The organism is Prochlorococcus marinus str. MIT 9201 (assembly GCF_000759955.1).
In the GTDB taxonomy this organism is placed as follows: domain Bacteria; phylum Cyanobacteriota; class Cyanobacteriia; order PCC-6307; family Cyanobiaceae; genus Prochlorococcus_A; species Prochlorococcus_A marinus_G.
In genome coordinates this window covers 57,846-70,737 of record NZ_JNAL01000012.1, presented here as the reverse complement: position 1 = coordinate 70,737, position 12,892 = coordinate 57,846, and the positions used below count along the sequence as shown (strand labels likewise).

Below are 12,892 nucleotides of genomic sequence, written 5' to 3'. Positions count from 1 at the left end.
AAAGAGAGAAACTAAATGAACGTAGGAGATGTTAGTTACTACACCCATTCAAGCAAAACTCGATGTGTGTTTGTGGATAATAAAGAATTGCCGCTTATTAGCATTGATATTTGGTGCAAAGCAGGTTCTTCCTTTGAGGAGGTTGATAAAAACGGAACTGCTCATTTTCTAGAACATATGATTTTTAAAGGATCTAACAAAATAATGCCAGGTGAGTTTGACCATAAAATTGAATCACTAGGCGGATTAAGTAATGCTTCGACAGGTTATGATGATGTACATTACCATGTCCTAGTTCCACAAAGTAACTTTAGAGAATCACTTGCTCTTTTGACAAATATTGTCGTTGCTCCAGATTTCAATCCCGATGAATTTATAAAAGAAAAAGGGGTAGTTATTGATGAAATAAAACAACAAAATGATCAGCCTGAAGAAAGATTATTTAATTATTTTTTGAAAAGGGTTTGGCTAAGTCCGAATTATGCCAATTCCATTCTTGGAACTGAACATAGTATTAAAAACTTGGAGATAAATGACCTTATAAAATTTCATAGCAAACATTACACTACCGAAAAAATTTGTATTGCAATTGCTGGGAACCTCTCTGAAGAAATTTATAAAATTTTTGAAAAAAGTGATCTATCTGGTATAAATAATTGTCCAAATTTAATAAATCCAAAAAATAACCCTATTTTAAAAATTAGGAATGTTAGGGAATCAGTTAAGTTTGATGATTTAGAGTTTTCAAGAGTATTAATGGCTTGGTTTATCCCAAACCTCAATGATCAAAGAAATATTATTGGATTAGAGATATTAGCATCAATACTCTCTGTAGGAAGAAACAGCAGATTAGTTAAAATTTTAAAAGAAGATACTAATCTTGTTGAATCGGTATATGTAGATGTAAATGCTGGTGAGTTAGGCGGATTACTTATACTGGAAGCAAGTTGTGAGTCCAAAGATATTGATTTAGTAGAAAAGAAAATTAATAAAACAATAGATGAGATTTCAAATTGTTACGCTTTGACTTTGGATGAAATAAAAAAAGCAATAAATATTGTGAAAAGTAACTATATCTTTAATTTAGAAACATCTACACAACTTTCTTCATTCTTTGGAAATGAACTTCTTTGGGGGAGAAAATCTTCAATCAACAATTTAGAAAGTCATTTAAATTATTGGAATGATTTGGACAATTTCAAAGAGATCACAGAATATATGCGTGGAGAGAAATTTACTTTAATTGCGTCCCCTGGTAAATGTTAAAAAGATATTTTTTAGATAATAAAAAAAGGAATTTTTCAACTGCTTCAGTTTGGATAAAAGGAGGCAGTAATTTGGATAGTGTTGGCCAAAAAGGTATAAACAAGATCCTCAGTTCATTACTTACTCGAGGTTGTGAGGGTTTTAATAATTTCACTCTATCAGAGTATATTGAGTCCTATGGAGCAGAATTAAATCAAGAAGTATTTGAAGATGGTATTTCGATAAGCATTAAATCCCTAAATGAACATTTCAGTAAGTTACTTCCTTTATTAGATTTGATAATTAATAAGCCAATTCTCTCTGAAACTGAATTTCAAAAAGTAAAAAAATCCTCCATTGATTTGATTAAAAGAGAAAAAGAGAATCCATTCAATATTTGTTTTGAAAAATGGAAAAAAATTGTTTATTCTAGTCATCCTTATGCTTTCAATACGATAGGTAATGTAATTGATGTCTCAAGAATTACTTATAAAGATGTTTTAGAAGAGTATAAAAATTTCAGAAAGAGAGAAATGTACATAATTTCAAACAATTCAGTAATTAATGGACAAAATTTGAAAACTAGCAATCAAGAAATATTTAATGAAAAATTAGTCTCAGGAAATTATGATTTGAATCCTTTAAATAGATTTGATTTTATTAACAATGATTCAAATCAAGCAATCATTATGATTGGGAACCAAACTTGTTCTCGTAGAAGTAGTGAATACTTACCACTTAAAGTTTTGGAGTCATACCTGTCTTATGGAATGAGCGCTGCTTTATTTAAACTTTTTAGAGAAAAAAATGGCATCACATATGATCTTGGTGTTTTTAATCCTATAAGAAGTGATAATGCGCCATTTTTAGTTTATTTATCAGTTTCCAATAAAAATGCTCTTTTTGCATTTGAACTTTTAACCTCGCTTTGGAAAAACTTACTTTCAAATCCATTGATTGATAGTGAAATATTTTTAGCAAAAGAAAAATTAAAAGGTTCATTTCTTTTGAGTAATCAATCTTTAGATGAAATTTTACATAGAAAGATACAGTTAATAAGTTATGGTATAAATCCTATTTCAGAAGAAGAATTAAACTCAAAAATAGATAAAATATCTCCATTGGATATTTTAAAATTGACAAATAAATATTTTTCGAAACCTTTTATAAGCATTTCTGGAAACAAAAAAATTTGTTTAGAAATCAAAAATAAGTGGAATAGAGACTTTTAAGTTAAATTTTTTCAATTTTATCAATATCAATTAAAAATGAGCCTCGTCTAAACTTTACCTCAACCGTTTCAGGTGACTTTATCGATAGTATTTCTCCAATTTCATCAATTGCGACAAGATCAGGTGGTCTCAACATTGGCATATTATCTGATGTCTTTAGGTATGAAACGGGCATAATAAACTTAACCTTATCTTTAATCTCAAATTTCATCATTAAATCAAATACATTCAAGAGTAATATAAGCATAAAGTTATAGAAAATACCAACGAAATGTGATGTTTCATTCTAGAATCTAGAACAAATTTGAAAAAAAATTAATGAATCAGAAATTTAAAACTATAATTTTATGGGCTTTACCTATACTTTTAGTCATTGCACTTTCCTACCAATTTTTATCCTCCAGCAATATTGACTCACTTAAATCAAATGGAACAACCGTTGCTCCAAGAAATTCTGCAGTAGCAAGGGTTAGTTACGGTAGATTCTTAGATTACATAAATTCAGGTAGGGTTACATCAGTTGATATTTTTGATGGCGGTAGAAATGCAGTTATAGAGACAATAGATTCAGATTTGGATAATAAAGTTCAAAGACTGAGGGTTGATCTTCCAGGATTAACACCAGAACTAATAAATAATCTTAAAAATGAAGGTATTAGTTTTGACGTACATCCTGTTAAAACAGCTCCTCCTGCATTAGGAATTTTAGGTAATTTACTTTTCCCAGCAATTTTAATAGGAGGATTGATCCTACTGGCAAGGAGATCAAATGGAATGCCAGGGGGTCCAGGACAAGCAATGCAATTTGGAAAGACAAAGGCAAGATTTGCAATGGAAGCTGAGACAGGTGTTGTATTTGACGATGTGGCAGGTGTTAACGAAGCTAAGCAGGACTTACAGGAGGTAGTTACTTTTCTAAAAAAACCAGAAAAATTTACCTCTGTAGGAGCAAGAATTCCCAAAGGCGTTTTACTAGTTGGACCTCCTGGAACAGGTAAAACTCTTTTAGCAAAGGCCATTGCAGGTGAAGCAGGGGTTCCATTTTTTTCATTATCAGGTTCTGAATTCGTTGAGATGTTTGTTGGAGTTGGTGCAAGCAGAGTAAGAGATCTTTTTAAAAGAGCTAAAGAAAACAGTCCGTGTTTAATCTTTATCGATGAAATCGATGCTGTTGGAAGACAGAGAGGAGCTGGTATTGGAGGTGGTAATGATGAAAGAGAACAAACTCTCAATCAACTCCTCACCGAAATGGATGGATTTGAAGGTAATAGTGGCATAATTATAATTGCAGCTACAAATAGGCCAGATGTCTTAGACTCAGCTCTTATGAGGCCAGGTAGATTTGATAGGCAGGTAACTGTAGATGCACCTGACATTAAGGGTAGATTATCAATTCTTGAAGTCCACGCGAGAAACAAGAAACTTAAAGAAGACCTAACACTCGAAAGTATTGCAAGAAGAACTCCAGGCTTCACTGGAGCTGATTTAGCAAATTTACTAAATGAGGCTGCAATTTTAACTGCTAGAAGAAGAAAAACTGAAATTAGCATTTCAGAAATAGATGATTCAGTTGACAGAATTGTTGCTGGAATGGAGGGTTCTCCACTAACAGATGGAAGAAGTAAAAGGTTAATTGCTTATCACGAAGTTGGACATGCAATTATTGGAACTTTAGTTAAAGCTCATGATCCTGTACAAAAAGTAACTGTCATTCCAAGAGGACAAGCAAAAGGTCTTACTTGGTTTACTCCAGATGATGATCAAACACTTATAAGTAGAGCAAATTTAAAAGCGAGAATAATGGGTGCTCTTGGAGGAAGAGCCGCTGAGGATGTTGTATTTGGTGAAGGTGAAATAACAACTGGTGCTGGCGGAGATTTCCAACAAGTCGCTCAAATGGCTAGGCAAATGGTTACAAGATTTGGGATGAGTAATTTAGGACCTATAGCTTTGGAAGGGGGGAATCAAGAAGTTTTTGTTGGAAGAGATTTGATGACTAGAAGTGAAGTCTCCGATTCAATTTCCAAACAAATTGACGAAAGTGTAAGAGTAATGGTTAAGGAATGCTATAAGGAAACTTATTCTATAATTAACGAAAATAGAGAAGCTATGGATAAAATAGTAGATTTATTAATAGAAAAAGAAACTTTAGATGGTGAAGAATTTGTTAGTATTCTTTCTAAATTCACGAAAATTCCTGAGAAAGAGAGAACACCCCAATTATTAAGTTAAACCCTAATAGGTTTCTTATCTAACACAACATCAATCAATCCATATTCAACAGCTTCGCTTGGAGACATATAAAAATCTCTATCAGTATCTTCCTTAATAGTGTCATAATCCTTACCAGTTCTTTCTGATAATTCTGTATTAAGTCGCTCTTTTAAGAATAATATTTCATCGGCTTGAATTCTTATGTCGCTGGCTTGACCTCTAGCGCCTCCAAGTGGTTGATGAATCATTATTCTTGAATGTCTGAGGCTGCTTCTTTTACCTTTAGTACCTGCTGCAAGCAAAAATGCACCCATACTAGCTGCCAAACCTACACAAACAGTGTGTATGTCAGGCTTTACATGCTGCATTGTGTCAAAGATACCCAGCCCATCATAGACAGATCCTCCTGGTGAATTTATATACATATAGATATCTTTGTCAGGATCCTCTGCTTCAAGGAATAATAATTGAGCAACAATTCTATTAGCAGTTTCGCTAGTAACTTGTTCGCCCAAAAAAATTATTCTCTCTCTCAATAGTCTCGAATAAATATCAAATACTCTTTCACTACCGCCAGACTCTTCTAAGACTAAAGGGATCATAATTAATGTTTATCTGTTAATAAGATACTAACGATATTGAGTCAACATACGCTAACCTTATTAAGGTTTACATATAAAAAATTGAAAGAAAAATTGACTGTTTCAGATAGCAAAAAGTTATTTCATGAAAAATTTCCTTTCGTCATTCCCGGTTTATATAAAAGAATAGTGGATGAAATGCTTGTCGAACTTAATCTTCTTAACCACCAAAGTGAATTTACGCAAGATTATCTCTTTTGTGTTGGCCTCACAGAAACATTCAAAGAATTAATGAAAGGATATCAACCGGAGAAACATTTGGATCTACTTTTTAACTCTTTATGCAGTTCTACAAATTTTGAAGCGAAGGAAATTAATGAAATATCTCAAAATTCTCAAAAGGAATTCAAGGATAAAAACTCAAAAGATATTTTGAAATTATTAATAGAAAAAAACAATTCTAAACTTTATCCTTCAAGGATTTTGAACTTAGGAATATATATATTAATTTCAAAATCCCAAGATCTCAAGGAGAAAACTGAATCAGATACTAATAAGATGATCACTGATATTTTTGAAAAGTTAAGTTTATCTACTAATAAAGCAGAAAAAGATATTGGGATTTATAAAAGCAGCTTAACAAAAATGGAACAAGCAAAAGAATTGATTGAAGAACTAAGAATAAAAGATAAGAAAAAAGATCAAAATTAATATTATCTATTTTTTAGTCTTTGTTTATCTTTCCAAGAGACATACGAGATATAAATTACAGCAAATGTTATAAATATAAGTAAAACGAATGAAGTAATAATAAGAAACTTACTTAAAAACACCTCATAAGTTATAAATGAAATCATATATCAATAGATCCGTCACCATTTCTACCCCAAACAACCATTGCAATTGAAAAAGTAAAAATTGCAGCTAATGCGGCCCATCCTATCTGAAAAATCATTAGATTTAAATAACTCATTGTAAATATAACAGAACTTCAGTAATTTATTTTTTAAATTTTATTTTAATTTCTCAGAAACATAATTTTGCCAATAGAATATAAAATAAAAAATTGGGAAGGTTAGTATTAAATCATAGTACAAATATAGAAGGTCTAATCCCAATACTAAAGAGGTTAGCCCTTGACACAAATATAAAAACAGTAACTCCTGCAGTAATATCAAGAGTAAAAGGAAAAACCTCTAAATTAATATTTAGAATATCTGTTAAGACAATAAACGGATATAAAGCAATCGCAAGAAAAGGTACAACAGCACAAGAAGTTTTTATTTCAACAGACTTAAGTAAAGCCGATTTAAAACAAATTATAGATACTTATAATAGAAAATGATTTAATAAATGAAAATTAGAGTTCAATCTCAATAGATTAAATGAAATTACCATTATATTTATCTTTTTTTTTATTTGCTTTACTTACATTTGGTAATAAATCATTCTCACTTACTGATTACCAAATAAGAAAATTTTGTAATAAAGAAAAAAGGAAGCTCTCGTGCATAAAACATTTGCAAGAGAAAAGGTATTTTCTCCAAAAAGGAAATCTAATTGAAATACCCGTAATACCTTATAGAGGCAATCAGAATTTAAATTTCAAATTCTGATTCGAATAATTTAAAAGCATTCATATAATTTGAGAGTAGTTCTTCCGAATTATCATTAAATCCTTGTATTTCATAATCCATTTTCACTTCGTCATATAGAAAAACAACTCCGTTAAACGCGTTCATATATTCATTTTGTATATCTTCATCATCGATATCATAAATTTTGGCCAAGACCAACTCAACATTTTTTTTTGATGAATATATTTTCCTCTCGAAATCTTTATTTAACTTCCTTCTCTTTTTTGGCATCTAAGATTTCTATATTAACTACAAATTAACAATACTAAAATTCATAGATAAATTAAATTAAAACTTATAAAATAAAAATATAGTTTCCAAATCAAAATAAAAGCTCTATATTCCAATTAAATTATTCGATGATATGAATAAAGAAGAAAAATTTAATTCAAAAGATGCTAGAAATCAAAATCATGAAGCCAAGAAAATGAATACTTCCGGAAAATCAAAAAAGAAGAATAATAGAGATCTTCCATGGTGGGTGGAATTGTTATTTGTTCAAATAGGGCTGCCAGATAGATTACTCATAAAAATTTTAAAAACAAACAGGGATGCAAGAGAATTAGTCAAAAATGAAAAAAAGTCATTCATAACAATTTTTTTTATAATTATTGTGTTGGCATATTTTTATCCAGTAATTAAACATTCAAAAAACAAGTTAGATTGTGAATCATTTGCAAAAAATTATATTATTAAAAATAAAAGTACTAATGGATTTAATAATAAGAAATTAAGAATGTTATCTACTAATTTTTGTTATGGTGGTAGAGCCATATTTGAAATTGACAATTTTTAAATTTAAAATATTTGGTAAAAACGCTTAAAATATTATGATATTTACTTAAAGTTTTACAAACCTAATTTTTAACCCTATGAATGATGTAGTACAAAAGAAAGAAAACGTAAAAATGCATTTAAAGGATTTAAGGCAAAACTTAAAGAAAATGCATTTAGAAGTTACTGAAGAATTAGTATTACCACATCCAGATGATGTAAAAAAATTAATGACTAAAATGGATCAACTATTAAAATTAATAGAATCAAAATAAAATATACTTTAAATGGCATTGAATATTAAAAAAATAAAAAATTTGGAAAGAATAAAAAATTTTTCACAAATAATTTTCATATCAATTTTATTAAGTTCTTGTAGTACTTTAATCAAGAAAGAATACCCCTTAATTAATTCTGAAGAAAATATTAATGAGAATAACAATTCAGAGAAGAAAAGAATTGAAATAAAGTTTTCATGTGGCAAGGATGGTATATCAAAATACTTAGATGATGGATGGGTTATCTTAAAAGAAGATTCACAAGAAAAGATTTGTACTTGGATATCTATTCCTGCTACAAAAGATTGTGATATGGAAAAAGATAAAGGATGTAAAATAACTAAACCAGATAAAATTGGTGAAGAGAAAATTTATTTATTAGAAAAATAATTTTATATAATGGACCCAAAATTAGAAGATTTAGTTGATTTAATTTTTAAGAAGTTAAAAAATTATAAAGGTAAAGAGATTTTTTTAGAAAAAGAAATTCTTAACAAATTTATTTGTTCTTTACTTAAAGAAGACTGATTTAAAAGCAGTTATAATGAAATATATTATTAATAAATAATATTGTAATTATATTATGTATAATTTTTCTCCTTTAACAATTATTCTAATAATTACTTTTATTGCAAGTCTTTATTTTTTATTTAAAATCACATCGAAAGCCAATAATTGAAAAATTCTTTTGTTATTTCTTAGATAATTGGGTCCTCTCTTAATATTAAAACTTTATGGTTATTTACACCATCATTGATCCATTCTTTGTACTCGTCCAAAACACACTTTTTATCTAAATTATCAAGCAGATTTATTCTTTTCTTTGCGTTATCTAAGGCTACTTTAATACAGAATTCATAATTTTTAAAATTTTCTTGCATTAGTTTTTTTATATAATTATTAGTAAAGTTTATTCTTTATAGTGTATTAAAAATGACAATAATAAACTTTTATCTGATAAGAGTATCAAGCAATACGGAAGAATTACATATAAATTTATGATAATAAGTTTCTTTAAATACTATGTCATACGAAGCAGGCAGTAAAGAATGTAGACATCTGATAGAAGCTAAGGAAAGTCTTTTATCAGCGATGGATGCTTTGAGTAATATAAATTCAACTGATTCAATACAAATACAAATTAAAGAAATTTATAATAAACTAGAGATAATGCACGATAATCGAAAAAAGATTGAATCAGCGACTAATTATTTATAATACATCCAAATACATCAAAATTTTCCAAATTGATTTTTAATTTTCTTTACTTTTTTATCTGATAACAAAGCAAGTAATGCATCAAGTTGTGCGTGTACTTCTTTCGCTTCACTTAGATCAGGTAACAAATCCTCTTTGATAAGCATTTGATGCATTTCTCTCAATTCTAACCTTATATATCGAAGGTGAGAAATTACTTCCTCTCTCTTAGTTGCACTCATATTTGCTTTCTATTCATTACATTATACAATATTGTATTTTTCGATTCCTGAACAAATTTGACCAAATCAATAATATATAAGATTTTATAACGCAAAAAATTTTTTCGATGTTGCGTTGTAGTAATATATTTTTCATGAAAAAGAAAAAATCAAAAAAAATTCAAACTAAGGGAAATAAAAAGAATCAAGAATTAGGTCAAACGAAAAATTCTGCAAAATTAGTACTTTTTGTATTTGGGATAGGCCCAATTATAGGAATCATAATATTTTTGTACAGTAAAGGCTTTTTTAATTCGCCAAATATTTAGATCCTAATTATTAAAATAAATTCTAGTTTAAATAAAAGTACAAAAATAATTATTGAAATTTTTTTAGTGAAAATATTCTAAATTCTGCCATTTTTCTTGCATTTTCTGGATTAGAAACCAAAAAAGGATGCTCAGATAAAATTTCGAATACTTTATTTATCTTTAATCGCGGATCATCACAATCAATATTTTTCCATTCCTCGTCAAAAGACATGGCGAAGCTGTCAGCATTGTCATAAAGTTTATCTTCCATAAGAATTAAGAATTTATATTAGAAAAAAAATTTTAAATTTGACCTAATTTGAGTGGTTAATTAGAGAAAGCATATTAAAATTTTTGAATAACTAATTAAGAAACTGTTTTATTATAAGGTTCAATAAAATTATACTTTCTTTAATAATTTAAGTTTACACTTAATTACCACAAAGAATACTTTAATCGTAATTGACAGAAGTGTTACAATACTGACATATGCAAAGCCTCATGGAAAATAAAGTTAAAAGAATAGGATATCTTCCAAGAAAAAGGGTCCTTGAAATTATTGATGAAATTTCAAAAAGCGAATCTATAAGTAGATCCAAAGTAGTTGGAATATTAGTTGAGGAAGCATTAGATGCCAGAGGGATTGCAAATTTTGGGTATGGTAATACTAATAAATCAAATATATACAAATCTGATATTTACAATGAGATTCAAAATGATAACGTGCATTTAAAAGATGCAGAAGATGAATTCGTTGATGATAGTGGTTACACAGTTTCTTCTTACAAAAAATTAGATCGTAAAATATCATCCGCAGATATTGAATTAGCAAATAAAATTAATATTCTTAAAGAATCTGGATTAATATAACATTCATCGAAAATTTATTTTATTTTTTAGTGCATAACATATAACTATTGTTTATTCTTAGTTAAGAAGAATATTCTTACTACATTATTCGAATATTAAATCCTCCCTAATATTAATTTTGTAATTTAAAAATGAAAGATATTAAATGCCCTTCATGTGGCAAAACTTTCCGAATTGATCCCAGCAGCTTTGAAGAAATACTTCTTCAAATAAAAGATGAAGAATTTAATAAACAAATAAAGGAACGACTTCTATTGGCTGAAGAAGATAATAAAAAATCATTGAAAATCCTAAGGCGAGAAATGGAAATGCAATTGATAGAAAATAAACGCTCTAAAGAGATTGAAATCAAAGCTCTTGAATCTAAATTAAATATCGCAGAAGAGAAGAAAAAAAATGCTCTAAATGATTTAACCAATCAAGCTACAAATAAAATTAATTCTCTGAATAATGAATTAAACAAATTAAAGGACGAGATTAAAAACCAATCTTTAATTTCGGAATTATCATTAAAAAATAAAGTCAATGAAGCTGTTACTAAATTAGAAAAAGAAAACTCAGCATTAACAACTTCCATTGAAAAGATGAGACTTGAACAATCAATAAATGAAAAATTAATTGAAGAAAAATTTAAAAGCAAAATTAGCGAAAGGGACCTGACTATTCAGGAACTAAGAGAAATGAAATCCAGATTGTCTACCAAAATGGTAGGAGAAACCTTAGAAATCCATTGCGAAAATCAATTCAATCTTAATCGCGCTACGGCATTTAAAAATTCATATTTTGAAAAGGATAATGATGTCTCTTCAGGTAGTAAAGGTGATTATATTTTTAGAGAATTTGATGAAAACAAAGTTGAAATTGTATCAATAATGTTTGAGATGAAGAACGAAAGTTTGAATGGCAGCACTAAAAGAAAAAACGAAGATTTTTTGAGAGAATTAGATAAAGATAGAAATCAAAAGTCTTGTGAGTATGCTGTACTTGTTTCTCTATTAGAACCAAATAGCGAATTATATAATGCAGGGATAGTAGATGTTTCACATAGATTCCCAAAAATGTATGTTATTAGACCTCAATTCTTTTTGCCAATTATTTCTTTACTAAGAAATGCATCTATGGAAACTTTAAAATACAAATCACAAATTGATTTAATGAAACGTGAGAATTATGACATTACAAATTTTGAAAATACTCTTGAGCAATTTAAGAATGCAGTTGGTAAAAATGTATCCCTTGCCCAGGATAGATTTAATGATGCAATTTTAGAAATAGATAAATCAATAACTCATTTACAAAAAACTAAAGAGGCTCTAATTCTTTCAAAAAAACACCTTTTATCTGCTGACAGCAAATCTCAAGATTTAACGGTTAAGAAATTAACTAGAAATAATCCAACTATGAAGAAAAAGTTTAATGATTTAAATAGTTTCGAAGATGAAGTTGCATAATCAAATAAAATATTTGAAATTAATAATAGTTAAAAATAGATTTAATTACTAATTTATAAATATATTATTAATAATAAATTTCATAGAAAAAAATAATGTCTATCAACACTCCTATTTTCACTCTTGCTAAAGATCTTAATGTCGAAAGTAATAGAATACTTTTAGCCTGCAAGAAACTTGGAATAAATGCGAAAGGTTCAACAAAAAGATTAAATAAAGAAGAATCAGAACAAATAAAAAGATATTTCAATACTGGTAAAAATGTATCAGATGAAATAGTTAATTTAAATGAAAATAAAGTAAAAGCAAAAATTAATTCAAAAAAAATTGAAGAAAAAGAAAAGATAAATTATTTTGCTAACAGACTAATTCGCAAATCTTAAAAAAAACTTATTTTTTGTTATTCCTCAAAGAATAAACCACATAAGATAATGGCAATAATCTATCATAAGTAAAAATACTTAAATGAGCATAAAAAAAATTTTAGACTCCCTAGAAAAATCCTGGGAAAGAGATGATATTCTTTTAAAAATAAAGAACGGTCATAATACCGATCAGATAGTTAATGAATTTATCGCAAATAACAAAGTCCAAATTAAAGAACTAAATACCCTATTAAGACCAGAAGATTTTGATTTATTAAATCAAGTTGAACAACTATCAAATTGCGAATCTAAATTAATTAATAAAATTAGTAATTTAAATTATTTAGAAAATAATGAAAAGCAACACAAAAGAAATGAGGAAAAAGTTTCTTTTTTATATAAAGTACCGGCTAATAAAATTAGTTTGTTTATGATAAATTGGAGTAACAAATTTGTAGTAATTGCTTTACTTACAATTTCAGCTATAGCTTTATCAAAACAAGCCTGGGCATAATT

22 protein-coding genes are annotated in these 12,892 nt (G+C 28.1%); 15 read left to right on the top strand and 7 right to left on the bottom strand.

Annotation, left to right across the window (positions count from 1 at the left end; all coding sequences use genetic code 11):
• The first annotated feature begins 15 nt into the window (after positions 1–15).
• Positions 16–1,266 carry a M16 family metallopeptidase gene (locus tag EU95_RS03835; RefSeq protein WP_032522295.1) on the top strand — a complete coding sequence of 417 codons (1,251 nt, stop codon included), beginning with the start codon at positions 16–18 and terminating at the stop codon, positions 1,264–1,266.
• Entirely contained in the window at positions 1,260–2,477 is a 1,218-nt protein-coding gene (locus tag EU95_RS03840) for a M16 family metallopeptidase (protein ID WP_032522294.1), read from the top strand. Before EU95_RS03835 ends, EU95_RS03840 begins: the two co-directional genes overlap by 7 nt.
• 1 nt (position 2,478) lies before the next feature.
• Here EU95_RS03840 and EU95_RS0108965 read toward each other — a convergent pair whose 3' ends face one another.
• Positions 2,479–2,688, bottom strand: a complete 210-nt coding sequence (locus EU95_RS0108965; RefSeq protein WP_032522347.1) for an NAD(P)H dehydrogenase assembly family protein — start codon at positions 2,686–2,688, stop codon at positions 2,479–2,481.
• A 107-nt stretch (positions 2,689–2,795) separates the two neighbouring features.
• On the opposite strand from EU95_RS0108965, the gene ftsH reads away from it, so the two are divergent.
• Positions 2,796–4,709, top strand: a complete 1,914-nt coding sequence (gene ftsH, locus EU95_RS03845; protein WP_032522293.1) for an ATP-dependent zinc metalloprotease FtsH — start codon at positions 2,796–2,798, stop codon at positions 4,707–4,709.
• On the opposite strand, the gene clpP is transcribed toward ftsH, so the two are convergent.
• A complete protein-coding gene (gene clpP, locus EU95_RS03850; protein ID WP_032522291.1) occupies positions 4,706–5,293 on the bottom strand; it encodes an ATP-dependent Clp endopeptidase proteolytic subunit ClpP in 588 nt (195 codons plus the stop codon). The two genes, ftsH and clpP, sit on opposite strands and share 4 nt — an antisense overlap.
• Positions 5,294–5,329: 36 nt before the next feature.
• Here clpP and psb29 point away from each other — a divergent pair, with 36 nt between their 5' ends.
• Positions 5,330–5,983, top strand: coding sequence for a photosystem II biogenesis protein Psp29 (gene psb29 / locus EU95_RS03855; RefSeq protein WP_032522290.1), 654 nt, complete (start codon positions 5,330–5,332; stop codon positions 5,981–5,983).
• A gap of 142 nt (positions 5,984–6,125) precedes the next feature.
• On the opposite strand, the gene petN is transcribed toward psb29, so the two are convergent.
• Entirely contained in the window at positions 6,126–6,227 is a 102-nt protein-coding gene (gene petN / locus EU95_RS03860) for a cytochrome b6-f complex subunit PetN (RefSeq protein WP_011376303.1), read from the bottom strand.
• A 111-nt stretch (positions 6,228–6,338) separates the two neighbouring features.
• On the opposite strand from petN, the gene EU95_RS03865 reads away from it, so the two are divergent.
• Positions 6,339–6,617: a DUF2103 domain-containing protein gene (locus EU95_RS03865; protein ID WP_032522288.1), complete on the top strand. Its 279-nt coding sequence runs from the start codon at positions 6,339–6,341 to the stop codon at positions 6,615–6,617.
• Between the two features lie 253 nt (positions 6,618–6,870).
• Here EU95_RS03865 and EU95_RS03870 read toward each other — a convergent pair whose 3' ends face one another.
• Positions 6,871–7,140 carry a hypothetical protein gene (locus EU95_RS03870; protein WP_032522286.1) on the bottom strand — a complete coding sequence of 90 codons (270 nt, stop codon included), beginning with the start codon at positions 7,138–7,140 and terminating at the stop codon, positions 6,871–6,873.
• A gap of 133 nt (positions 7,141–7,273) precedes the next feature.
• On the opposite strand from EU95_RS03870, the gene EU95_RS03875 reads away from it, so the two are divergent.
• The 4 genes from EU95_RS03875 (at position 7,274) to EU95_RS10285 (ending at position 8,489) form a co-directional block, all read left to right on the top strand.
• Positions 7,274–7,705, top strand: coding sequence for a hypothetical protein (locus EU95_RS03875; RefSeq protein ID WP_032522285.1), 432 nt, complete (start codon positions 7,274–7,276; stop codon positions 7,703–7,705).
• 76 nt (positions 7,706–7,781) lie between these two features.
• A complete protein-coding gene (locus EU95_RS09955) occupies positions 7,782–7,958 on the top strand; it encodes a hypothetical protein (protein ID WP_193742478.1) in 177 nt (58 codons plus the stop codon).
• A 12-nt stretch (positions 7,959–7,970) separates the two neighbouring features.
• Positions 7,971–8,351, top strand: coding sequence for an alpha-2-macroglobulin (locus EU95_RS03880; protein WP_241466725.1), 381 nt, complete (start codon positions 7,971–7,973; stop codon positions 8,349–8,351).
• Positions 8,352–8,360: 9 nt separating this feature from the next.
• Positions 8,361–8,489 (top strand): hypothetical protein, encoded by a 129-nt coding sequence (locus tag EU95_RS10285; protein ID WP_275040497.1) that lies wholly within the window; start codon positions 8,361–8,363, stop codon positions 8,487–8,489.
• Positions 8,490–8,659: 170 nt separating this feature from the next.
• On the opposite strand, the gene EU95_RS03885 is transcribed toward EU95_RS10285, so the two are convergent.
• Complete coding sequence (locus EU95_RS03885; protein ID WP_032522283.1) at positions 8,660–8,842, bottom strand: hypothetical protein; 183 nt, start codon at positions 8,840–8,842, stop codon at positions 8,660–8,662.
• 142 nt (positions 8,843–8,984) lie between these two features.
• Here EU95_RS03885 and EU95_RS03890 point away from each other — a divergent pair, with 142 nt between their 5' ends.
• Positions 8,985–9,179, top strand: a complete 195-nt coding sequence (locus tag EU95_RS03890; RefSeq protein WP_032522282.1) for a hypothetical protein — start codon at positions 8,985–8,987, stop codon at positions 9,177–9,179.
• 14 nt (positions 9,180–9,193) lie between these two features.
• Here the strand turns inward: EU95_RS03890 and EU95_RS03895 are convergent, their stop codons facing one another.
• Positions 9,194–9,400 carry a hypothetical protein gene (locus EU95_RS03895; RefSeq protein ID WP_032522281.1) on the bottom strand — a complete coding sequence of 69 codons (207 nt, stop codon included), beginning with the start codon at positions 9,398–9,400 and terminating at the stop codon, positions 9,194–9,196.
• Positions 9,401–9,534: 134 nt separating this feature from the next.
• Here EU95_RS03895 and EU95_RS10095 point away from each other — a divergent pair, with 134 nt between their 5' ends.
• Positions 9,535–9,708 (top strand): hypothetical protein, encoded by a 174-nt coding sequence (locus EU95_RS10095; protein ID WP_206537476.1) that lies wholly within the window; start codon positions 9,535–9,537, stop codon positions 9,706–9,708.
• A 49-nt stretch (positions 9,709–9,757) separates the two neighbouring features.
• On the opposite strand, the gene EU95_RS03900 is transcribed toward EU95_RS10095, so the two are convergent.
• On the bottom strand, positions 9,758–9,961 hold the full coding sequence (locus EU95_RS03900) for a hypothetical protein (RefSeq protein WP_032522280.1): 204 nt from the start codon (positions 9,959–9,961) through the stop codon (positions 9,758–9,760).
• A gap of 230 nt (positions 9,962–10,191) precedes the next feature.
• Between EU95_RS03900 and EU95_RS03905 the strand changes: the two genes are divergently transcribed.
• From EU95_RS03905 to EU95_RS03920, 4 genes are all read left to right on the top strand, one after another.
• On the top strand, positions 10,192–10,560 hold the full coding sequence (locus EU95_RS03905) for a hypothetical protein (RefSeq protein ID WP_032522279.1): 369 nt from the start codon (positions 10,192–10,194) through the stop codon (positions 10,558–10,560).
• Positions 10,561–10,691: 131 nt separating this feature from the next.
• On the top strand, positions 10,692–12,011 hold the full coding sequence (locus EU95_RS03910; protein WP_032522278.1) for a DUF2130 domain-containing protein: 1,320 nt from the start codon (positions 10,692–10,694) through the stop codon (positions 12,009–12,011).
• A gap of 95 nt (positions 12,012–12,106) precedes the next feature.
• Complete coding sequence (locus EU95_RS03915) at positions 12,107–12,394, top strand: translation initiation factor IF-2 N-terminal domain-containing protein (protein ID WP_032522277.1); 288 nt, start codon at positions 12,107–12,109, stop codon at positions 12,392–12,394.
• Between the two features lie 82 nt (positions 12,395–12,476).
• Positions 12,477–12,890, top strand: a complete 414-nt coding sequence (locus EU95_RS03920; protein WP_032522276.1) for a hypothetical protein — start codon at positions 12,477–12,479, stop codon at positions 12,888–12,890.
• The last annotated feature ends 2 nt before the right edge of the window (positions 12,891–12,892 follow it).